This is a genomic window from Nocardia sp. Root136 (assembly GCF_001427185.1).
Taxonomy (GTDB): domain Bacteria; phylum Actinomycetota; class Actinomycetes; order Mycobacteriales; family Mycobacteriaceae; genus Nocardia; species Nocardia salmonicida.
In genome coordinates this window covers 1-20,785 of sequence record NZ_LMFE01000012.1, presented here as the reverse complement: position 1 = coordinate 20,785, position 20,785 = coordinate 1, and the positions used below count along the sequence as shown (strand labels likewise).

The 20,785-nt window shown below is 66.4% G+C and carries 20 protein-coding genes and 1 rRNA gene; 8 read left to right on the top strand and 13 right to left on the bottom strand.

Annotated features, from left to right (window positions below):
- Positions 1-276 precede the first annotated feature (276 nt).
- From ASD42_RS29705 to ASD42_RS29695, 3 genes are all read right to left on the bottom strand, one after another.
- Positions 277-990, bottom strand: coding sequence for a hypothetical protein (locus ASD42_RS29705; protein WP_056822894.1), 714 nt, complete (start codon positions 988-990; stop codon positions 277-279).
- A 144-nt stretch (positions 991-1,134) separates the two neighbouring features.
- Complete coding sequence (locus tag ASD42_RS29700; RefSeq protein ID WP_056822891.1) at positions 1,135-2,034, bottom strand: alpha/beta fold hydrolase; 900 nt, start codon at positions 2,032-2,034, stop codon at positions 1,135-1,137.
- A 169-nt stretch (positions 2,035-2,203) separates the two neighbouring features.
- The gene (locus tag ASD42_RS29695) at positions 2,204-3,100 is read right to left on the bottom strand and encodes a LysR family transcriptional regulator (RefSeq protein WP_056822889.1); all 897 of its coding nucleotides are present in this window, start codon (positions 3,098-3,100) and stop codon (positions 2,204-2,206) included.
- Between ASD42_RS29695 and ASD42_RS29690 the strand changes: the two genes are divergently transcribed.
- On the top strand, positions 3,101-3,640 hold the full coding sequence (locus ASD42_RS29690) for a hypothetical protein (protein ID WP_200950538.1): 540 nt from the start codon (positions 3,101-3,103) through the stop codon (positions 3,638-3,640).
- A 66-nt stretch (positions 3,641-3,706) separates the two neighbouring features.
- Here the strand turns inward: ASD42_RS29690 and ASD42_RS29685 are convergent, their stop codons facing one another.
- On the bottom strand, positions 3,707-4,513 hold the full coding sequence (locus ASD42_RS29685) for an alpha/beta fold hydrolase (protein ID WP_056822883.1): 807 nt from the start codon (positions 4,511-4,513) through the stop codon (positions 3,707-3,709).
- 175 nt (positions 4,514-4,688) lie between these two features.
- Between ASD42_RS29685 and ASD42_RS29680 the strand changes: the two genes are divergently transcribed.
- From ASD42_RS29680 to ASD42_RS29660, 6 genes are all read left to right on the top strand, one after another.
- Positions 4,689-5,513, top strand: a complete 825-nt coding sequence (locus ASD42_RS29680; protein ID WP_235569881.1) for a GbsR/MarR family transcriptional regulator — start codon at positions 4,689-4,691, stop codon at positions 5,511-5,513.
- An 86-nt stretch (positions 5,514-5,599) separates the two neighbouring features.
- Positions 5,600-5,869 carry a LysE family translocator gene (locus ASD42_RS29675; RefSeq protein ID WP_084787361.1) on the top strand — a complete coding sequence of 90 codons (270 nt, stop codon included), beginning with the start codon at positions 5,600-5,602 and terminating at the stop codon, positions 5,867-5,869.
- A 279-nt stretch (positions 5,870-6,148) separates the two neighbouring features.
- Positions 6,149-6,712 (top strand): hypothetical protein, encoded by a 564-nt coding sequence (locus ASD42_RS29670; RefSeq protein ID WP_235569879.1) that lies wholly within the window; start codon positions 6,149-6,151, stop codon positions 6,710-6,712.
- Positions 6,713-7,132: 420 nt separating this feature from the next.
- Positions 7,133-7,792 (top strand): DUF998 domain-containing protein, encoded by a 660-nt coding sequence (locus ASD42_RS29665; RefSeq protein WP_156677630.1) that lies wholly within the window; start codon positions 7,133-7,135, stop codon positions 7,790-7,792.
- Positions 7,793-7,929: 137 nt separating this feature from the next.
- Complete coding sequence (locus ASD42_RS34640; RefSeq protein ID WP_156677629.1) at positions 7,930-8,094, top strand: hypothetical protein; 165 nt, start codon at positions 7,930-7,932, stop codon at positions 8,092-8,094.
- Positions 8,095-8,420: 326 nt separating this feature from the next.
- A complete protein-coding gene (locus ASD42_RS29660; RefSeq protein ID WP_056822871.1) occupies positions 8,421-8,966 on the top strand; it encodes a dihydrofolate reductase family protein in 546 nt (181 codons plus the stop codon).
- A gap of 908 nt (positions 8,967-9,874) precedes the next feature.
- Here the strand turns inward: ASD42_RS29660 and ASD42_RS29655 are convergent.
- On the bottom strand, positions 9,875-10,816 hold the full coding sequence (locus ASD42_RS29655; RefSeq protein ID WP_156677641.1) for a copper transporter: 942 nt from the start codon (positions 10,814-10,816) through the stop codon (positions 9,875-9,877).
- Positions 10,813-12,012, bottom strand: coding sequence for a putative cytokinetic ring protein SteA (steA, locus tag ASD42_RS29650; RefSeq protein ID WP_056822866.1), 1,200 nt, complete (start codon positions 12,010-12,012; stop codon positions 10,813-10,815). The genes ASD42_RS29655 and steA overlap by 4 nt, the downstream gene beginning before the upstream one ends.
- Positions 12,013-12,127: 115 nt before the next feature.
- Between steA and ASD42_RS29645 the strand changes: the two genes are divergently transcribed.
- Positions 12,128-12,547, top strand: coding sequence for an SRPBCC family protein (locus ASD42_RS29645; RefSeq protein ID WP_056822863.1), 420 nt, complete (start codon positions 12,128-12,130; stop codon positions 12,545-12,547).
- Positions 12,548-12,592: 45 nt separating this feature from the next.
- Here ASD42_RS29645 and recN read toward each other — a convergent pair whose 3' ends face one another.
- The 7 genes from recN to rrf all read right to left on the bottom strand — a co-directional run bounded on the left by recN (position 12,593) and on the right by rrf (position 20,772).
- Positions 12,593-14,362: a DNA repair protein RecN gene (gene recN, locus ASD42_RS29640; protein WP_056822860.1), complete on the bottom strand. Its 1,770-nt coding sequence runs from the start codon at positions 14,360-14,362 to the stop codon at positions 12,593-12,595.
- Positions 14,362-15,291, bottom strand: coding sequence for an NAD kinase (locus ASD42_RS29635; RefSeq protein ID WP_056822857.1), 930 nt, complete (start codon positions 15,289-15,291; stop codon positions 14,362-14,364). Before ASD42_RS29635 ends, recN begins: the two co-directional genes overlap by 1 nt.
- Positions 15,288-16,109, bottom strand: a complete 822-nt coding sequence (locus tag ASD42_RS29630) for a TlyA family RNA methyltransferase (RefSeq protein WP_056822854.1) — start codon at positions 16,107-16,109, stop codon at positions 15,288-15,290. Before ASD42_RS29630 ends, ASD42_RS29635 begins: the two co-directional genes overlap by 4 nt.
- Position 16,110: 1 nt before the next feature.
- Positions 16,111-16,395 (bottom strand): hypothetical protein, encoded by a 285-nt coding sequence (locus ASD42_RS29625; RefSeq protein WP_056822851.1) that lies wholly within the window; start codon positions 16,393-16,395, stop codon positions 16,111-16,113.
- A gap of 13 nt (positions 16,396-16,408) precedes the next feature.
- The gene (locus tag ASD42_RS29620; protein ID WP_056822847.1) at positions 16,409-17,302 is read right to left on the bottom strand and encodes an HAD-IIA family hydrolase; all 894 of its coding nucleotides are present in this window, start codon (positions 17,300-17,302) and stop codon (positions 16,409-16,411) included.
- 292 nt (positions 17,303-17,594) lie between these two features.
- Positions 17,595-18,533 (bottom strand): hypothetical protein, encoded by a 939-nt coding sequence (locus ASD42_RS29615; RefSeq protein ID WP_082844138.1) that lies wholly within the window; start codon positions 18,531-18,533, stop codon positions 17,595-17,597.
- A gap of 2,122 nt (positions 18,534-20,655) precedes the next feature.
- Positions 20,656-20,772: ribosomal RNA gene (gene rrf / locus ASD42_RS29610) — 5S ribosomal RNA — on the bottom strand.
- Positions 20,773-20,785 lie beyond the last annotated feature (13 nt).

Below are 20,785 nucleotides of genomic sequence, written 5' to 3'. Positions count from 1 at the left end.
CTATTCCCCCAAGACATTCCGCTGAAATTCCTGCTCACCGCCGACCAGTTCGGCCACCACGACCTGCAACCCGACCCGGTACGAGACCCGAGTCCATGACCCCCGCAAACCATCGGTGAGCACACCCGTGCCCCAAGGCGTGTCCCAAGGCACCCGAGCCACCACGGGCATTCCGAGAATCGGGCCGTGGTTTGTAAGTGGTTGGCGATGCCGGAAGGGTGTCCGCGTGGGTAAATAGATGCTGGAGCAGGCCCTGATCTTCTGGGTTGAGCTTAATTACCGGGTGGTGTAAGGCGGCATCGGGGCGTTGATCGTGGCGAAGTACTGTGCGGCGGCAGCGACCGCGATTGGCGCGGCGACAAGCAGTTGTCCGGCTACGGCGCCGATCGCACCGATGGCGGCGACGCCGCCGAGGCAGCCGACGGCGGCGGCGGGGATGAATGGTCCGAACATGCCCACGATGGTCGCGGCGGCGACGGTCGCTCCGGCGATTCCGCCGAGTACACAGCCAACGGTCGCGCCGCCGATTCCGCCGACCAGAGCGCCGATGCTGACACCCACGCCGATGGTGCTCGTCATCCGCGCCCAGGCGGCCTGCTCGCGCTCGTAGGGCGTCTTGAACGGTGCCGTGTCCTCGAAGGGCAGGGCAACCGGCTGATATACCGCGTGGGCCAGGTCCAGGCGCGGAGTCAGGGTGGCGGTGCGGTCACGGATTTCGGCATCGATGGGAAAGACGAAATCGTCTATGCGGAACGATAGTTCGGCTCCGCCGAGCAACGAACCCGCGGTGCCGTGAATCTCGAGTATGTCTTTCTCGACGACGAGTGCGCCGGAGTCGATGGTGAGGATGGCCGAGGAGTCGTCGACGGTAGCGGTGAAGCCGACGGCTGCGGGAGCGGCGCCGGTGTCTGCCTGGGCAGGGGCGCCCAAGCAGACACCGGCGGTGATCAAGGTGGTGGCGATGGTGATGTGCGGAGCACAGGTGCGCATGACAGGAGTTCCTCTTGCTGTTCGGGAACGGGGGAATTCGATATAGGGCAGCTCTCAGCGCCCGACCCGGCGCCACCTGGCACGGCGTTGCCTCTGATCGCGCCGTGCCAGGCCGCTGCGTGGGCGCTGTCGGACGGGCGTCGGCTAGAGGAACGTACCGAGCACCGGAAGGAGCAGGTCGGGCCGGTACATGATGTCGTAATGTGTTGTGCCCGGGATTATTTCGAGTCGCCCGGCATTAGGCTTCGCCGTGTTGAGCCGGGCCACCATATCGGTGGCGTGGTCTCGATACAGGGCATCGGATTCGGCGGTCAGGATGAGGGCAGGTGCCTGAATCTTGGCCAGCTGTGCGGTCCAGTCGTAATTCTGGGTGAGCAGCTGCCTGGTCTTGGTGACCAGGGAAGTCCAACCACCTGGATCCGGCGCGATGCTGGTGTAGAGCGGGTACATGGGAGATTCACGCAGGGCAACAGGGTCCATGGCGGCCATGCCTGCGCGGGTCTCGGGCAGCCAGCCGTCGGAACGGTAAGGCGCCGAAACGATTGCCAGGCGGTTGACCAGATTCGGTGTGCGGGCGGCCACCTGCATGGCCACGCCACCGCCGAGTGAATAACCGAGTAGATCGGCCTTGCCGAGCTCGAGGTGGTTGATGAGCGCCGCGATGTCATCGGCCAGCGACTCGTAGGTCAGCGGCCGGTCCCGATCGGGCGTGTGGCCGTGAGCCTGCAGTTCCACCGAAATGACCTGGCGGGTCTTGGACAGTTCGGGAATGAGGCCGCCGAAGGAGTTTTCGGCGGTGACGAGTCCGCCGTGCAGCAGAATCAACGGCTGCCCGCTGCCACGCGTCTCGTAATAGAGCCGACCGCCGTTGATTTCGGCGTAGCGGCCTTTGGCGTCGGCAGAGGCCTGATCGGCCGCGGCGGAACGGGCTTCCGAGGTGGATACGACACCGCCGGTGGTGTCGTCGTTGGCGCAGCCGCTGACCAGCAGGGCGGACATCGCCACGCTTGCCAGGGTGGTCAGCGACATGATGCGCAATCGCATGGTCTACCTTTCGAGTTCAGGCCACGAATCCGTTTGCGTCGGTGAGGGAATTTCCCCGTGTATCGGGCATGGAGTCGTGCCGCGCGGGCCTTTCTGGCCGCTCCATGATCCTCGCGATTGCGCAGTGACCCGACAAGCGGTTAGTCGGTAACGCTGGGTGTAGCCAGCCTCAATGATCCGAAAGAGCGACCTCGGCAATGGTTTCGACGAATCTTTGGACGAGCGGGTTCTGTCCCGCGCTCGGCCACATCAGGCCGTAATCTATTGTCGGTGCGTCGCGGAAGGGTACGAATACGATGCCGGGGCGGGCGTGGAACTGTTCGGCGCGCAGAGCGGCGGTGCTGACACCGACGCCTTGGCTGACGTGTACGAGGACCTCGGGCCAGAAATTCGTGGCCGGTCCCTGCGGTATCGGCCGCCCGGACGGGGTCCGGCGGGGAAAGTGGTAATCCTTCCAGTAGCGCGGAATCAGCTCGTCGGCGAGGGTGATCAGCGTCGCGTCCGCGAGATCCTCCATGGATAGCGACTCTCGCGCCGCGAACGGATGCCCGGCGGGAACCATCAGTGCGCGCGGTTCGGCGAACATGATCGCTCCCGTCGTGATGTCGGGCTCGGCAATGGGAAATTCGGTGAGCTGGAGATCGACAGCACCCGAACGCATTCGGCCGAGCGGATCGACCAGCTGAATCTCTTCGACATCGACGACGGTATCCGGATATCGGATACGGAACAGATCGGTCGCCTTCACCATCAGGTTTCCACACCAGGCAGCCGAGAAACCCACTGCGATAGTTCGTTTGACGCTGTTGCCCTGGCTCGCCGCGGCGATGCTCGCGGAAATCTGGTCGTAGGCGGGGCGCAGTTCGTCACGTAGCTGCTTGCCGAGCGGCGTCAGTGTCACCGTGCGGCTGTTGCGGTCGAAAAGCGGTGCGCTGATGCGGCGTTCGAGCTTGCGTATCGTCTGGCTGATGCGGCTCGTTGTCACATGCAAGCGTTCGGCGGTCCTACCGAAATGCAGCTCCTCGGCGAGCGTGAGAAAAGCCTCCAGCTCCAGGCGTTCGAGCATGTGTCTTCCTTCTATCGTGAAGTGGCGCTCAACGCAGCACGCTCGATTCCGTACTTGCTGTCCGGCGGATTGCCTTCGAGGCTGGAACCATCACGCCGCGCATCCGTGTCCGAGGAGGCGGCTCTCGACGGTAGGGTGTTCGTCAAGGTGAGCAAAGTCGTTGTGCCGGCCGATATGTCTGTGGACGGAATCGCCGGAGACCCGTCATGGACTAGGCGGTTCACCGACAGGGATTACCTGAAATACCGGCGCGGACAGCTCATGGACAGCCGAGCACTGCTGCTCGGTCGTATCACCTACGAGCTACTGTGCCGAGGACAGTTCGCCAGCGGCGAATCCGACGCCTTCGCGGCCGGCCTGCGACGAATCCCGAAATATATTGCGCCGAAGACACTTCAGCGGGTCAGCGGCAATGCGGTGCTACTGGACGGCGATACCACCGAGCACGCATCCCGCACTACGTGGCGGCTGGCAGGAACCCAGAACTTCGATTCCGGCACTGTCGTCCTCGACTACCGTCCGGCCCCGGCTTGCTGGTGATTCGACATGCTCGACTCGAGACGAGTGCGATGAAGGTCGGTTCAATGGATGAGAGGGAACGTGGTCCTACTGACCCCGAGCCGTCGCCGTCTCACGCACCGCGTCGGCCACGGCGTGGAAGTCCTTGCGCAAGATGTGGGAGTGATTGCTCGCGACCTGCTCGCTGATTTTCAGGTTCGAGTTGCTGACGAGCACCGGATTCAGTGACGCGCGCACCGCCTCCATGACCTCCGTGCTGCCGCCGAGGTTCGCGCCGGTCGCCAGGACGTAGCGCATCGGGATGGTGACGCGCTCGAGGACCGGCGCGAGGGCGGCGTGAAGTTCATTGGCTTCGATATTGATATCGGCGTGCTGATCGGCGGACATCCGCGCGGCCAGGCCCAGCGGGCGTGCCACCGGCATCAGGAATCGCATGCGGCGGAACAGTTTCCGGATCTGCTCACGGCCTTCTGGGCCGGTCAGCCCGTACGGCATCGCACCGTCCACACACACCACCCCCAGGATGCGATCCGGATTCCGGTCGGCATAGTGCGCCGCGAGCAGCGCGCCGTAGGACCAGCCCACGATCAGTGGCCGCTGAACGCCAGTCGCTTCGATGACCGCATCGATATCGCGCAGACACGCCTCGAAGGAGTAATCCGCGGACCGCCGCGACTTCCCGCGAGCGCGCTCGTCGAAGGTGATGTGACGGTAGTCGCTACCGAGTTCGGCGATGACGTGCTGCCAGTGCTTCTGCACGCCGTAGGAACCGTTGAGGTAGATGACCGGACGGCCGATGCCGCCGGTGTCGGTCACCGCCAACTCGGTGTCGTCCACCGACACCATGCCGACCCAGGACGAGGGGGCCGGGTTCGAAGCAGTCGACTTGCCCATGATGAATCTCCTTGCACGCGGTGTTGACTCTGCGAAATCCGTAGAAATTCGAGAATCTCTGAACGATCAGAACAGTACGTTGCGTTCACATTTTCGTCAACATCAATCGACGTTCACATCACCAGGTGAGACAGCTTCAATCGACGAAGTTGCAATGATAATGACGATAAACGCAATGGGAAAATTTGCTTGTCTTTGCAATGAGATGACGTTGAACGCATACTGGGCGGTGAGCGCGGGCACTAGTTCCGCGCCTGACGCAGAGAAAGGACCAGCCCCGATGCCCGGAGGCAGGCTCACCAATGAGGACCGTCAGCAGATCGCCGCGGGACTGGCCGAAGGACTCGGATACGCGGATATCGGCCGACAGCTCGAGCGTCCGGCCTCGACCATCATGCGAGAGGTCACCCGCAATGGCGGACCCGAGGATTACCGGGCAGACCGGGCACACCAGGACACACGCCAGCGTGCGCGCCGACAGAAACACTCGCGACCTCGGGTGCCGATCCCCGACAGCGGACACGGGCGCGACCCCCAAGCGGTCCAGGACCTCACCGAATCCTTTACCGCGCTGCTGATTCAGCAGGGGATGCCCCGGATGGAGGCCCGTGTGCTGGCTTGCCTGCATATCACCGACTCCGGCGCGCTCACCTCCGCGGAGCTGGTCCAGCGGCTCTGCGTCAGCCCCGCGTCGATCTCGCATGCCATCACCTTCCTCGAAGGGCAGGCGATGCTTCGGCGAGAACGGGTGCCCGGCGGGCGGCGCGAACGCTATGTCATCGACGATGAACTTTGGGTCCGGAACCTTCTGGCAGGTCTGCAGATGAGCAAAGACCTGGCGACTGAGTCACAGCGCGCGGCCGAGATCCTCGGTACCACCACCCCGGCGGGTGCCCGCTTCGAAACTTCTGCCGAACTCCTCCTCCTCGTGAGCGAGGCCTTCCAGCAGGCCATGGACCACTGGCGGCAGCGCCTGGCCACTCGGAAGGCCGAGCAGTAGGGTTGCAATCCGAACTGCAGGGGATGGCTAGCCTGTGATCGAACGGCACCCAGTGCCACATTGAGATCACGAACCTCGTTGGTGCTATGAGGACCTGCCGGGATCCGAAGGCGGCTGTTTTCGGGATGACGATTCTGCCGCAGTTCCTCTCCTCGGAGGGGCCTGTTCTACCGACGGTGGCGATTCTCGCGGCTATTCAGTTGGTGATCGATACGGCCTGGTGCGTGGGCATTGTGCTGGCCGCTGATCGATCAGGTAATTGGTTGCGGCGCAGCAGTATTCGACAGCGGATGGAGCGGGCACTGGCAGCGGTGCTCATCGGGCTCGGGATCGGGCTCGCCGCCGAGGCGCGCTGAATTGATCGCGAGGTCGGAGCTGGACGTGGACGCACCGGTCGACGACGGCAACAGGCGCCGGAGAAGACCACCCACAGCGCACGCAACGGCCGTTTTGGGCTTGCCCCGTACTCGCCCGCGCAGTCACGTACGCCGCTGCGTTGGCAGCCACTGAGGTAGGAGCCAACTAACGGTAACGGGGGCGGAGACGATGTTCCTTTTGATTTCCGGCGATCAGCTGATGGTCGGTCCCGAACCGGCCGAGCTACTCGAACCGTTGCCACGCAGGGTGTTCAGCGAGTGGTCTTTCTATCCTCACAGGGTGCGGCGCCCCGGGCGGACAACCCCGGGTACGCCCGGACGGTCGCCTTCGAAAAGGCCTTGGCGGCTTCTGATCTGGAGTGGACGGCGGTGCGGCCCGCTGGTTTCGCCAGCAATACCTTCGCCTGGATCGAGCCGGTGCGCACCCAGCGAATGGTTCCCGCACCCTTCGGTGATATCGGGCTACCGGTGGTGGCTCTGTTCGATATCGCGGCGGTAGTGGTGGCGGCGCTCCGCGAGGACGGGCATCACGCTCAGGCGTACACGGTGACCGGACCCGCTGCCATCACCCCGCGCGAACAGGCAGCGGCGATCGCCGCAGCGTTGGGCGAACCATTGCGGTTCGTCGAGCTCACACGCGAACAAGCACGGGCCAATATGCTCGACTTCATGCCGGAATCCGTTGCGGTTCACACCCTTTCGATCCTCGGCGAACCCACCCCCGAAGAGCGTTCGGTCAGCCCCGACGTCGAACACGTCCTCGGCCGTCCCGCCACCAGCTACGCCGAGTGGGCGAATTGCGTCAGCGGCGCGTTCCGCTGATAAGCGTGGCCTGGAAGATGGCATTCGATCGGGAGCCAGGCCGGCCATGCTGCTCTATAGACTCTCCGAGCTGGGGTGATAGCTGACAGCAACCCCCTAAGGTTCGAACCTGTGACACCCGATCTGGGGTTTTGCATTCCTGCCGATTTCGATTGACTCAAAAACCACGCCTGACCGGCGGGAATGGTTTCCCGACTGTGCCCTCGGCGGGGCACCATATGAAGGGGAACTGCACTGACCAGCATCTTCTTCTTGGCCGGCTGGTCATAGCAGCCGATTTTGCCCTGAGCTGGCAGCAAGCGCTAGAAGGCCATCGGCATCTACGTCGATGCATGGCCTACATCACATCCCCGGGGCCGCTCAGTTCGCTTTCTCCCGCCGGTCTACATGAGTGGCACTTACACCAGGAAGGCACCACTCATGACCCCCACACTCACCACCTCCACCGCCCCCAGCGTGGCCCGGTTCCCGCGCGACCCACGCACCCTGCTCGCCTGCGGTGCCGCCGCGGGCCCGCTCTTCCTCGCCGTCGGACTCGTCCTCGGTCTGGCTGACGACAGCTTCTCCTTCGGCCGCAACGCGCTGAGCCAGCTCAGCCTGGGCGACAACGGTTGGATCCACTGCGGGGTGTTCCTCGTAACCGGTGCCCTGATGTGCGCGGGCGCGGTCGGCATTCGGCAGGTTCTGCGCGGCACCACCGCCGGCACCTGGGTGCCCCGCCTGGTCGCGGCGCTCGGCGTCTCGTTCGCGCTCAACTCTGTCTTCCGCGCCGATCCCGGCGCTGGCTACCCTGCCGGCACTCCGGTCGGCCCGCCGCCCACGATGAGCGCGCACGGCGCGGTCCACCTGCTCGCCGCGGGCGCGGGATTCCTCGCCTTGTGCGTCGCCTTCGTGATCCTTGCTCGCCACTTCGCCGCCACCGGTCGGCGCGGCTGGGCCCTGGCCTGCCGGATTGTCCCGGTCGGCGTGCTGGCCGGCTTCGCCGCCTCGTCCGTCTCCGTCCTCGCCTTCAGCGCGGGCGCTGCACTGGGCCTCGGCGGCCTCACCGCCGTCGCGGTCCATCTGCGCCGCACGATCTGAACCACGCTGCCTCGGCGTACCGCCGATCCACCCCGGGATCCATTCGCACCGAGCCCGCCGAACCGAAGGAGACGCCCAAGCCCGGCGACCGGACGCACTACCGTTCGCGAGATGTCGTTCTCCCCTTTACCTCCAACGTGCGGAGGATCGCCTCGGCCGCTGTCGAGGCGGGCCCCCAACGCTACCGACGCACGAGCGACGACTTCAACCGGGTGCTGATCGAGCTGATCATCAGCAATGTCGTTCTCGGCGAGCCCGCTCTCGACCTGCGGGCCGCCAGCTTATCGGCAGGGCGTCGGTAAAGGGGAGATAGGCGATGTCAGGGCCCCGAAGGCGTTGAGGCCGGATTGCGATCATGTTGGAACGCCCCGGGCATATCGGCCGGCACTCCGATTACGGGGTGATCAGACAGCGCTTCGACCGACACCTGCCGAGCGTCAGCAGCACCTCGATTTTGTGCCGCTGCAGCACCACACTCTCCGATCATGTAGTTCAGCTAACCGATCGTAGCGTGATCGGGCGTTGATGGGTGCCGCGCCGGACGGCATTGTTTATCTCACCCGCCCCGGTAGACAGCAGAAGCACTGGGGACAGGGAATTTCGACCCCTGATTGTGAGGAGATATTCGATGACCGCTGAGCGAAAGATCGTGGCCGGGCTGTTCGTGTCGCTGGACGGCGTGGTGGAGGCACCGGAGACCTGGCACTTCCCGTACATGGACGAGCAGATGGGTGCCGCGGTCGGGCAGATGCATGCCGAGGCCGACACGCTGCTGATGGGGCGGGTGACCTATGAGACGTTCGCCTCGGCCTGGCCGCACCGGACCGGACCGATGGCCGATGCGATCAACGGCATCCGCAAGCTGGTCGCCTCCACCACCCTGCGCGAGACCGCATGGAACAACACCGCCGTGATCGACGGTGATGTCCTAACCGCGGTAAAAGACCTCAAGCTGCAGCCGGGCAAGAACGTCAACCTGTCGGGCAGCATCAGCCTGACCCGCGCCTTGCTGCAGGCGGGGCTGCTGGACGAGTTGCGGCTGCTGGTGCACCCGATCGTGCTGGGCACCGGTCAGCGGCTGTTCCCCGAGGGCACCGTCCAGACTCCGCTGGCCCTGGTCCGCTCATCTACCTACGCCTCCGGCGCGATGGACCTGACCTACCAACCAGCCTGACCACTGCTCCGCCTCGCATCGTGGCCGCATGCGTCCGACTGGAGCGGTTAGCACAACAATGCACGAAAGCTGCTGCGAGCGCCGCGGCAACAGCGAAGCATGCCGCGCCGACGCTGATGTCGAGGTGTCCGGACCTGCGGGCTTGTAATCGGACACGTACAGCTCGGTTCCACTGAGCGAACAGACTGGCAACTACCCCGCCCACGATGGTGCCGCCGGGCGCGAACCGGTAGGGCAGCAGCCCGAACATGCCAGTGAGGATCAGTACCGGGCTAATCACAAGCAGGAACGGCCAATAGACCATGAGGTTGGCCGCGACGCGGCCGCCCGCTTCGAGCTCGAGCCCTGGATCTGCTCCCGGCTCCGAGTACAGTCCGAGGCCGATCGCCATCCACGCCGTAGCCAACGCGCCGACGGCGACAACATGCAGCGTGTACGTGAGACGGTTCCACGGTTTCCACGGGCGACCATGCGGCCACAGTATCGATCAGTTGTGTCCGATCTGGTTACCCAGCTGTGCAGAGACCGTGTGGATCTAGCATGCGACTACCGGGCAGAGAACCATCAGATCAACTGAGCGACGAGCGGCCGGATTCGAGAATCGAATCCGGCCGCTCGTCACCTACTGATCTCGTCAGTAGCCAATAGTGAAGCGGCGCTGTATGAATCGTGGATTCTCGATCTCATCGAGCAGTGCCACCGCCGCGTCGGCGAACGAGATCCGGCTGCGGCCCTCACCATCGACTACCGGCTGATCACCGCCCACGCGATAGCGACCGGTGCAACGACACCAACCGTAAGCTACACCGATGTGAGTACATGGAGTTACCCATGTTCTCCCGAGATCAGGAGTTTCGTCGGGACGCCAGGCGCAGGAACTCGACTCGGGAAGGTGGTGAGGTTCTCACTCAGCGGGGCATGGCTACCAGAGTCAGGGAGGTCGCTGACGTGCCTGTTCCGTAGCGGCCCGCGCCGCCGGTGAGTTGTTCGGTGAGGGCGAGTGCTGTTGTTACCCGGCCTGTTTCGCGGTCGAGGTTGTCGACTGTGGTGACCGTTGTGGCCAGGGGGGCTTGGGATCGGACGGTGGCTATCGGAGCGTTGCCTTCGGCGGCGCCCGCGCGGCCCGCGAGGACGGTGCCCGCGGCTCGGGCTCGGAGGGCGCCGGTGAAGCGGGCGATAGTCGCACCCTGGCCGGTGTCGGATTCGACACCGTTGCCGGTGACGACGACAGCGAGTTGGGCGGGGCCGGTCGGGGTGTCGCCATAGGTGAGGAAGCCGCCGCCTCGAAGGGTCTCGAGGATCAGGGCGAGTTCCTGGGGAGTGCTGCGTGGCTGGTTCGTCGTGGGGTCCTGGAGCAGCGCGAGGCCGAGCAGATCGCCTGCGAGGCTGCCCTGGTCCACGGCGCCGGTGTTCAGTTGGGCGCCCGCGGGGACGATGTTGGTCAGGGTGGAGCGCATGCGGTCGCCCTCCCCCGCGTCCACGAAGGACTCGGTGAGGGCTACGCGGCCGGTCAGTGTGGCGCCTGCTGTTTGCAGGGACTTGCTCACACCGTCGATGTCGGCGGGGTCGGCGTCGGGGGTGGTGAGGACGACGACCGTGCGGTCGGCCAGTGTGCCGCTCAGAATTCGGGCTGCCGAGCCCGCGATGAACTGGTCGGCGGAGTCGAGGCGGGCGGTGAGTTGCGCGTTCTGGGCAGCCAGTTCGTCCACCTGGGTGTTCAGGTCGGTCTTGTCCGACCGTAAGCCCGAGATCATGCCGCCCGCGAGGGTGTGTGAACCGAGCACCACCCCGACCGCGAGTGCGAGGAAGATCGCCGCGATCGAGATGGCGTGTTGACGCAGCGAGATCACAGCAGACCACGCACCCACAGGACGAAGCTGTTCCAGTACTCGATGGCCCAGTCCAGCATCTCGGAGCCGTTGTGCGAGGCCAAGATCACCACCACGATCGCCACCAGCGCGGCCAGCACCACCAACGCCACCGCGGCACCCGCGGAACGATGCCGGTACAGCGTCGACACCGCGTTCGCGTCGACCAGCTTCGCACCGACCTTCAACCTGGTCAGGAAAGTGGCCGGATTGCTGTCGCGACGCCCACGGTCGAAGAAGTCCTCGAGCGAGGCAGGAGCGCCCGCCAGCACGATCAGGGACGCGCCGTGGTGGTCGGCCAGCATCAACGCGAGGTCGGTGGGCGAACCAGAGGACGGGAACGTGGTGGCGCCGATACCGAGATCCTGGATGCGCTCCAGCCCCTTGGCGTGCCCGTCGGTGTCGGCGGGCAGGATCATCTCGGCGCCCGATTTCAAGGTCTCGGTGCTGATCTCGTCGGGATCGCCGACGATCAGGTCGGGCGTGTACTTGAGTTTGCGCAAGGTATCCGCGCCGCTGCCGACCCCGATCAGAATCGGCGCGTACTCCTTGATGAACGGCTTGAGACGCTGCAGTTCCGCGAGATGGCCCGAGCCGTCGGCGATCACGACCACGTGCCGGTCGCGCATATCCAGCTCGATATCGGGCACGCCGACACCGTCGATCAGCAGCGCGCTCTCGGTGCGGACGAATTCGGTGGTGTTGCCCGCGAACGCGTCGAGGTGGTCGGCGAGGCCGTTGCGCGCCTCGATCATTCGATCGGCGATGGCCGACTCGTCGAATTCGATGCCCTCGACCAGGACCTCGGGTTCCTTCTTGGTGAGCTTGTCGGCATAGACGATGCCGCTGTCGATGCGGACCTTCGACCCGTCCTTGATTCTGCCGAACGCGTCGGAGGACACCGTGTCCATCAACACGATCCCGTTGGCCACCAATACTTCTGGTCCCAGATTGGGATACCGACCGGAAATCGATGGGGAGGTGTTGATCACCGCGAGCACCCCCGCCTCGACCAACCGGTCGGCGGTGTGGCGGTCCAGATCGGTCTCGTCGAGGACGACCACGTCCCCTGGGCCGACCCGCCGCAGCAATCGTCCGGTATCGCGATCCACCCGGGCGATCCCGGCGACACCGGGCAACGTTTCCGTGTTCCGTGACAACAACGCCGGCATCCTCATAAGGCCGATGATGAAGCCAAACCCTCAACCTTTGGTGGAGGCGCGCCGGTCGGCGCACAGGTGACGACTACCCGTATGCTCCGGGTCACAGACATTTCGGACAGGAGACATATTCATGCCACGCAGCACCGTCGAGACGGTTTTCGACGCACCTCGCGACATCGTCTACCGCCTCTTCACCGAGCGTGAGGCCGTCAGCCCGTACCTGCCGATCCAGGTCAAGCTCGTCAAAGCGGGCGACCCGACCACCGGCGTCGGCGCCCAGCACGTGCTCGGCTTCGGCAAGCTCGGCGTCACCGAGGAGATCACCGCGCTGGTTCCCGGCGAGCGGATGGAATACAAGATCGTCAAGGGCGCGCCGGTCAAGCGCCACGTCGGCGCCATCACCTTCGCCGACACCACAGAGGGCGGCACCCGCGTGGTGTACACGATGGAGTCCGAGCCGTCGCTGCCCGTGCCCGCGAAGGTGCTCGAGTTCGGCCTGCGTCAGCTGACCAACCAGCTCATCGGGGGCGTGCGCAAAGCCCTGCGCTGATCGAAGTCGACGTCGCCTGCCGTTGCGGTAGGCGACGTCGCTTTCTCAGGCAGGCAACCTCTCGGCTCGGGCGGTTTCGAGTAGTTCTTCCGCGTGCGCGCGGCCGGTCTCGGTGTCGTCCAGACCCGCGAGCATGCGTGCCAGCTCCACCACTCGTTCCTCGTCGGTCAGCGTGCGAACTCCGCTGTCCACCTTGCCTTTTCCATCGTCGGACTTGTTCACCACCAGGTGGGTGTCGGCGAAGGCCGCCACCTGGGGCAGGTGGGTCACAACGATGACCTGGTGGGTGCGGGCCAGGCGGGCAAGGCGCTTGCCGATCTCCACCGCGGCCCGGCCACCGACACCCGCGTCGACCTCGTCGAACACCATGGTCGCGCCGTGATCTGAACCGGCGAGCACCACCTCGAGCGCGAGCATCACCCGCGAGAGTTCACCGCCGGAAGCACTCTTGCTCAAGGGCAGCGACTGCGCGCCGGAGTGCGCCGAGAGCCGAAATTCCACTTCGTCGCACCCGTTCGACCCAGCGTGCAGCTGCACCCCGCCGATCTCGAGCGGCGCCGAATCCTGGGCACTGGCCGGGAGCGGACGGACGTGGACTTCCAAGCGCGCCTTGCCCATCGCCAGCCCACCGAGCTCGGTGCTCACCGCGCTCGCCAGCTTGCCCGCCGACTTGGCGCGCGCGGCACTGAGTTTGCGTGCCGCCTCCCGCACCTTGCCCGCGGCGGTCTCGACCTCACCGGCCAGCTTGGCCAGCGCGTCCTCGGATACATCGAGCGAGTCGAGGCGCGCGCGCGACTCGTCGGCCCAGGCGATCACGCCGTCGATATCGGGGGCGTATTTGCGGGTCAGGGATTTGAGCTCGGCCTGTCGATTGAGCATCGTGTCCAGCGCGCTGGGATCGGACGGCAATTCCGACAGGTAGCTGCTGAGTTCGGTGGCCACGTCGACGACCACCGCGATCGCCTCGCCCAGCCGCGGAGCCAGCGCGGCCAGCGCCGGGTCGTCGGCGGAGTCCAGACGGGCGCGGGCACCGCCGAGCAGATCGAGCACGCCACCGCCGTCGGCCGGCGCGTCGCTGGGACCCGACATCGACTCGTGCGCGGCGACGGCCGCCTCGCGCAACGAATCGAGATCGCTGAGCCTGCGGATCTCGGCGACCAAGCGGGTGTCCTCACCGGGTTCGGGCGCGATGCCGTCGATTTCGGTGAGCGAGTACTTGAGCCGGTCGGCCTCGAGCGCCAATTCCCTACTGCGCGCGGTGCGTTCGAGCAGTTCGGCGCGCGCGTCCAACCAGGACCGGCGATGCACCTGGTACTTGCGCAGCAGTCCGGCGACCCCGTCGCCGGCGAACTGATCGAGTGCCGACAGTTGCTGTTCGGGCCGCTGCAACCGCAACTGGTCGTTCTGGCCGTGCACGGTCAGCAGCCGCGAGGTGAACTCGCCGAGCACCGAGGCGGGCACCCCGCGCCCACCGAGGTGCGCGCGCGAACGTCCGTCGCTGTTGACGGTGCGGACCGCGATCACGCTGCCGTCCTCGTCGGCCTCGGCGCCCGCCGATTCCAGCACTTCCCCGACCGCCGCGCGCGCCGCCTCGTTCACGTCATCGACGACGAAACGGCCCTCCACCACGGCTTTCGTCGCGCCGAGGCGTACCCGTCCCGCGTCGGCGCGCGCACCGCTGAGCAGGTGCAGGCTGGTGACAACCATGGTCTTGCCCGCACCGGTCTCGCCGGTGAGCACGGTCAGACCGGCATGGAACTGCGCGGTGGCCGTCGAGATGACACCGAGTCCGTCAATCCTGATCTCTGTCAGCATCAGTGCTCTTCCGTTCGCTGTCTGCCCCGCCAGCCGGTGACCGGCAGCTGGAACTTGCGCACCATCCGGTCGGCGAAGGGCGCCGAATCGAGCCGCACCCAACGTACCGGCTGTTCGCCGCGCACCACTTCGGCACGGCCACCACGCGGCAGCGCGAGGGTTCGCCTGCCGTCGAGGAACACGATCGCATCGTGCCCGGTCGCCACGGTCTCCACCGCGATCCGCGAATCCGGACTGGTCACCAGTGGCCGCGCGAACAACGCGTGCGCATTGCTCGGAATCACCAGCATCGCCTCGACTTCGGGCCAGACCACCGGCCCACCCGCCGAGAACGCGTAGGCGGTCGACCCGGTGGGAGTGGAGATGAGGATGCCGTCGCAGCCGAACGCCGAGACCGGCCGCCCGTCCACTTCGAGCACCACTTCCAGCACACCCATACGCTGCGCGTTCTCGAGGCTGGCCTCGTTGAGCGCCCAGCCGTGTTCGACGATCGTGTCGTCGACGCGCACGGTGACATCGATGGTCATCCGGTTTTCCACCTGGTAGTCGCGATCGACCACCTGTGAGAGCGCCTCGTCGAGGTTCTCCGCCTCGGCTTCGGTGAGAAAACCGATGCGGCCCAGGTTGATTCCGAGCACGGGCACACCGGTTGGCCTGCCGAGTTCGGCCGCGCGCAGGAAGGTGCCGTCGCCGCCGAGGGCGAGCACCATCTCGCAGCCCTGCGCCGCGGACGGGCTGTGCGGCACCACCCGCACCGGATATCCGGCTTCGTCTTCGAACCGGGTGCTGTCGGCCTCGTCGGCCAGCACCCGCAGGCAGATGCCCGCTTCGGCGAAGATCTTCGCCACCCGATGCGCGGTCTCGATGATCTCCGCGCGGCCGGGATGGGCGACGAGCAGGATCTCCCTGCCGCCGGGATGCGTACTCACTGCGGACCCTCCTCGACAGCGTGCGCGACCAGCGCCCGCACCTGTTCGGCGTCGTAGTCGAACGGGCCGACCTTGCGCAGCCACAGGAAATACTCGACGTTGCCCGACGGGCCCGGCAGCGGACTGGCGACCACACCCAGGGTGCGCAGTCCGAGCGCGGCTGCGGCGTTCGCCACATCGCACACCACCTCGGTACGCAACGCCGGGTCACGCACCACCCCACCCGATCCGACCCGGTCCTTGCCGACCTCGAACTGTGGTTTCACCATCGGCAGCAGATCGGCACCGTCGGCCGCGCAGGCCGCCAGCGCGGGAAGTACGAGCCCGAGCGAAATGAAGGACAGGTCGCCGACGACGATGTCGACTGTGCCACTGATGGATTCGGGGGTGATGTTGCGCACGTTGGTGCGGTCGAACACCCTGACCCGGTCGTCGTTCTGCAGTCGCCAGATGAGTTGGCCGTAGCCGACGTCGACCGCGACCACTTCACGCGCGCCCTTGTTGAGCAGCACGTCGGTGAAACCGCCGGTCGACGCACCCGCGTCCAGACACCGCTTATCCGCGATGCTGAGCCCCTCGGGTTCGAAGGCCTCGAGTGCGCCGAGCAGTTTGTGCGCACCACGCGAGGCCCACGACACCTCGTCGGGTTCCTCCCGCACGATCAGCGGGGTTCCCGTCTCCACGGCCGTCGCGGGTTTCACGGCGACGGTTCCGGCAATCAGGACGCGGCCCGCGCCGATCAGTTCGACCGCGTGTTCTCGCGATCGCGCCAATCCGCGGCGAACCAGTTCGGCGTCCACGCGCGCTCGCCTGGCCACCTCAGATCTTGTCCACTGTCGCCAGCGCGTCCACCAGTACGTCGTGCGCCTGCTCGAGGATGCGCGCACGGCGGGTGATGTCGGCGCCGGTCTCGGTGTTCTCCGCCGGGCTTATGGCAGGCGGCGGACCGAGTTCGGCGAGCAGTGCGTCGACATCGGCCTTGATCCTGCTCGGATCAGCCGGTTCCTGATGCGCCGGGACACCGGGCAGGTGAGCGCCCGGCACGGGAATCCCGGGCCGGGGTGGCTGTGACGCGCCGTTCGGCGGTGAACTCGCAGTACTCATCGTGGCGTCAACGCTATCGGATTTCCGAATCGGCTGCGCGCACCCGTACCGCCCGGCCGGGATGCTGTCGCAACAGTTCCGCGATGTCCGCGGGCGCGGCGGGCTCGGCCAGGGCGGTGTCGTTGAGGGCGTCGAGGGTGGCGGCGATGTAGGTGGGGATCCGGGCCGCGGGTGCGCTGATCACCTCGTCGAGGGTGCTGACTCCGGTCAGCACCAGCAGCGAGTCGAGGCCGAGGCCGTTGGCGCCCTCGATATCGGTATCGAGACGGTCGCCGACCACCAGGGCCCGACGGGTGCCCGCTCGCTCGATCGCGTCTTCCATCAGCGGCGCGTAGGGCTTACCCGCGACCAACGGCTCGCGATCGGAGGCGGTGGCCAGCGCGGCGACCATCGAACCGTTGCCCGGCGCGAGGCCTCGCTCGTTGGGCAGGGTGCGGTCGGCATTGGCGGCGATCCACAGCGCGTCGGCGCGCAGGGCGTAGGCGGCTTCGGCTAGGTCCGGCCACGCGGTCGTCGGCGAATGACCTTGCACGACTGCCGACGGCGGGGTGTCGCCGAACCGGCGGATGGGCTCGAGGCCGACGGCTTTCACCTCGGCGACCAGATCGTCGGTGCCGACCACGAGCACCCTGTCGCCGGGGCTCAGACGTTCGGCCAGCATGCGCGCGGCGGCTTGCGCGCTGGTCACCACGTCGTCCGCGGTGGCCGGGTAGCCGAGCTCGTCCAGGTGGTGTGCCACGGCACCGGGACCGCGTGCGGCGTTGTTGGTGACGTAGACCAACCGTTGGGCCGAATCACCGTCCGGTACCAGCGCTTTGGGAGCACCCTCGATGACCTCGGGTCCGCGGTACAGCGTTCCGTCCAGGTCGAGCAGCAAAGCGTCATATTGATCGCGCAGCCGGTTCATCCACCCTCACTCCGTCGTCACTGCCGGGTCGAGCACATCCGCGACCCTAGGCGAAGGCACCGACAGCTTCGGTTCTGCTGCGCTGTCGAATAGCATTCGCACCCTTCATGATCGAGCATGTGCCGAGTATTCGTGCACGGTGTGCCGGTTCCCACTTCGGCGACCAGCGCGTCGCGGGCGAGACCGTCGCCTTCTCCCGACCCGGCCGCCGCGGTTCGGCACCCTTCTGACATGCAAAAGGCCGCAGTCCGGGAACCCGTGAGGAGTTCTCGGCCCGCGGCCTGGTGCTGATCTACTGCGCGTCGCCGGTGAGTTCGGTTGCCCGTTCCTCGGCGTCGGTTTCGTCGTCGAGGTCGGCGGCAGCGGCGTTGAGGAACCACTGCAGTCCGTCGTCGGTCCGGCCTGCCGCCACCAGCGCATCGGCGTAGGCGTAGAACAGGCGCGCTGCGGCGGAACCGGTGCGCGAGGGATCCAGATCCGAAGCCTGCAGCGTCACCACGGCCTGGTCGAACTGACCCAGATCCATCCGGGCGCCGGCCACCACCATGCGCAGCTCAGCGGCTTCGTCACCGGTGAGCGTCTGCGCTTCCTCGCTGCGACCGAGCTCGATGGCCCGTTCCGGCCTGCCGAGACCACGCTCGCAGTCCGCCATCACCGCGAGCAGTCCGGCGCCACCCGACATCCGTCGCGCGGTCCGCAGCTCCGACAGGGCCTCGGCCCACTCCTCGGCGTGATAGGCCACCACACCGGCGGTCTCACGCACCACCGCGATCCGGCCCGCACGCTGCCGCGCGGCCCGTGCGTGTGCCAGCGCCAGGCGCGGGTCGTCTTCGAGCAGCTCGACGGCCATCACCATGTGCCGGGCCACCGAATCGGCGTTGTTCTTGTCCAGGCTCAGCAGATCGCGGCGCACGGCCGGATCCAGATCGGAGGCCTGCACGTCCTCGGGCAGATCGGGCTCCTCGGGACGAGCCGCACGGCGATCGTCCGGCCGCCCACCTGCCGTGCGAGCACCTTCGCCGCCACGACGACGGTCCTCGCCACCGGACTCCGAACCGCTGCGCGAACGGTCGTCACGATCTGTACGGGCACCGCGATCAGCGAATCCACGGCGCTCGCCGCGGTCGGAGTCACTGCGAACCCGATCGTCACGAACCGAACCGCCGGAACGGTCGTCACGACCGGCACCGCGCGGGCTGTCATCACGATCCGACTCGTTACCGGCACGCACGGTTTCGCCGTGATCTGAAGCGTCACGGGGATCATCGCCGTGGTCCGAAGCGCGATCGCTGACGGCCGAAGTTTGCGACTGATCATCAGGGGTCACCGCGCCACGCGATTTGTTGTCGTCGCGATCCCCGGAGCCGGCCCGGTCGTCACTATCCGACACTCCGCGAAGACGATCGCCCGCATCCGCGTCGGTGTCAGCCGATGTGCTTCTAGTGGCCTTCTCGACATCGGCTACGCGAGCCTCATTCGACTCGGGGCGCTCGGATGAGGCGTCCTCGGACTGCTCAGTGGACGCAGCCGACTTGTCGGTCGCTGCCGCAGAGATGTTGTCCGACTCGCGGACCGAGGCCGCGCTGTCGTCGATGGTCGACTCGTCGATATCGGAAGCGGCCGCTGCCGACACGACGCCGAGTACATCGCTTTCGCGCTCCGTGCGCTTCTCGCGGTAGGTGCCGTTGAGCGGCTTGCCGTCCTCGCCGACGAACCGTCCCTGACCGCCACCGGCGCGGGCATCACGCTTGAAGCCGCCGCGACCACGATCGTCGTCCCGGCGGGGACCGCGATCGTTGTCGTCGCGCTTGGGGTATCCGCCCTTGTTGCTGTCGTCGCGCCGCGGGTAACCACCCTTGTCGTCGCGCTTCTGGTAGCCGCCACGATCCGAACCACCGCGCGAACGGTCGTCACTGTCATTGCGACGGAAGCCACCGCGATCCGAACTGCCGCTACGGTCGCTTCCACGATCGGAGCTGCCGCGCGAACGGTCGTCGCCTTCGCCGCGACGGAACCCGCCTGCACCGCCACGGGGACGGTCGTCGTTGTTGCCCCGGTAGCCGCCACGGTCACCGCCGCGATCGTAACCACCGGACGGACGGTCGCTGCCGCCTTCGTTCCGCTTGAATCCACCACGATCACTCGAGCCACCACGACCGGCATCGTCACGGCGCTGGTAGCCGCCGCGGTCGCCACTGTCACTGCGCTTGAATCCGCCGCGATCGTTGTCGTCACGCTTGGGGTAGCCACCGCGATCATTATCGTCACGCTTGGGGTAGCCGCCGCGCCCGGCGTCATCGCGCTTGGGGTAGCCACCCTTGTTGCTGTCGTCGCGACGCTGGTAGCCACCGCGATCCGAGGTGGCACCACGATCCGAGCCACCACGGGGGCGGTCGTCGTTGCCGCGGTAGCCGCCACGGTCACCGCCGCGATCGTAACCACCGGAGGGACGGTCGCTGCCGCCTTCATTTCGCTTGAATCCACCACGATCACTCGAGCCGCCACGACCGGCATCGTCACGGCGCTGGTAGCCGCCGCGGTCGCCACTGTCGCTGCGCTTGAATCCACCACGGTCGCTGCTGCCACCGCGATCGTCACGGTTGTATCCGCCACGATCGTTGTCATCGCGGCGCTGGTAACCACCGCTGCGACCGGCGTCGTCGCGCTTGGGGTAGCCGCCCTTGTTGCTGTCGTCGCGACGCTGGTAGCCACCGCGATCTGAGGAGCCGCCACGATCCGAGCCACCACGGGGACGGTCGTCGTTGTTGCCGCGGTATCCACCGCGATCAGTGGAGCCGCTACGACCGGCGTCATCGCGACGCGGATAGCCGCCACGGTCGCCACTGTCACTGCGCTTGAATCCACCACGGTCGCTGCTGCCACCGCGATCGTCACGGTTGTATCCGCCACGCTGACCCTCGGGACGACCGGAGCCGCGATTGTCGTCATTGCGACGGAATCCACCCCGATCGGAGCTGCCACGATCGGAATCACCACGACCGGCGCTACTTCCCCGGCTGCCCGCGTCGTCACGGCGGAATCCGCCGCCTTCGCCACGGCCCGAGCCGCGATTGTCACCGTGTCCGCCGCGGGGGCGATCGGTCGGTTCGCCTCGCCGGCCGAAACCGGGGGCGTCTCCGTCCCGGCGGAAAGGCTTCCGTCCGTCGTTGTGTTCCGACACGGCGATCCCTCTCTAGGTTCCCCGGCCTCCGGGGAGTGTTGTCATGGCCCCGCCACTAAGAATTCAACCACGGACGAAGGACGGGGCATCGTCCGCCTGGCGTACCGGACTCGCATCGAGCCCACAAACGCCGATAGGGGACCCAAATAAGGGTCCCCTATCGCGAAGGATGTTCCGGCAGTGTCCTACTCTCCCACACCCTGTCGAGTGCAGTACCATCGGCGCAGGTGGCCTTAGCTTCCGGGTTCGGAATGGGACCGGGCGTTTCCCCACCGCTATAACTACCGTAACTCTATGAAACT

Excerpts from the sequence above, each read along its gene's own strand:
- ASD42_RS29705 (WP_056822894.1), bottom strand. The coding sequence starts at position 990 with ATGCGCACCTGTGCTCCGCACATCACCATCGCCACCACCTTGATCACC.
- ASD42_RS29700 (WP_056822891.1), bottom strand. The coding sequence starts at position 2,034 with ATGCGATTGCGCATCATGTCGCTGACCACCCTGGCAAGCGTGGCGATG.
- ASD42_RS29695 (WP_056822889.1), bottom strand. The coding sequence starts at position 3,100 with ATGCTCGAACGCCTGGAGCTGGAGGCTTTTCTCACGCTCGCCGAGGAG.
- ASD42_RS29685 (WP_056822883.1), bottom strand. The coding sequence starts at position 4,513 with ATGGGCAAGTCGACTGCTTCGAACCCGGCCCCCTCGTCCTGGGTCGGC.
- ASD42_RS29680 (WP_235569881.1), top strand. The coding sequence starts at position 4,689 with ATGGGAAAATTTGCTTGTCTTTGCAATGAGATGACGTTGAACGCATAC.
- ASD42_RS29675 (WP_084787361.1), top strand. The coding sequence starts at position 5,600 with ATGAGGACCTGCCGGGATCCGAAGGCGGCTGTTTTCGGGATGACGATT.
- ASD42_RS29665 (WP_156677630.1), top strand. The coding sequence starts at position 7,133 with ATGACCCCCACACTCACCACCTCCACCGCCCCCAGCGTGGCCCGGTTC.
- ASD42_RS29660 (WP_056822871.1), top strand. The coding sequence starts at position 8,421 with ATGACCGCTGAGCGAAAGATCGTGGCCGGGCTGTTCGTGTCGCTGGAC.
- steA (WP_056822866.1), bottom strand. The coding sequence starts at position 12,012 with ATGAGGATGCCGGCGTTGTTGTCACGGAACACGGAAACGTTGCCCGGT.
- ASD42_RS29645 (WP_056822863.1), top strand. The coding sequence starts at position 12,128 with ATGCCACGCAGCACCGTCGAGACGGTTTTCGACGCACCTCGCGACATC.
- recN (WP_056822860.1), bottom strand. The coding sequence starts at position 14,362 with ATGCTGACAGAGATCAGGATTGACGGACTCGGTGTCATCTCGACGGCC.
- ASD42_RS29625 (WP_056822851.1), bottom strand. The coding sequence starts at position 16,395 with ATGAGTACTGCGAGTTCACCGCCGAACGGCGCGTCACAGCCACCCCGG.
- ASD42_RS29620 (WP_056822847.1), bottom strand. The coding sequence starts at position 17,302 with ATGAACCGGCTGCGCGATCAATATGACGCTTTGCTGCTCGACCTGGAC.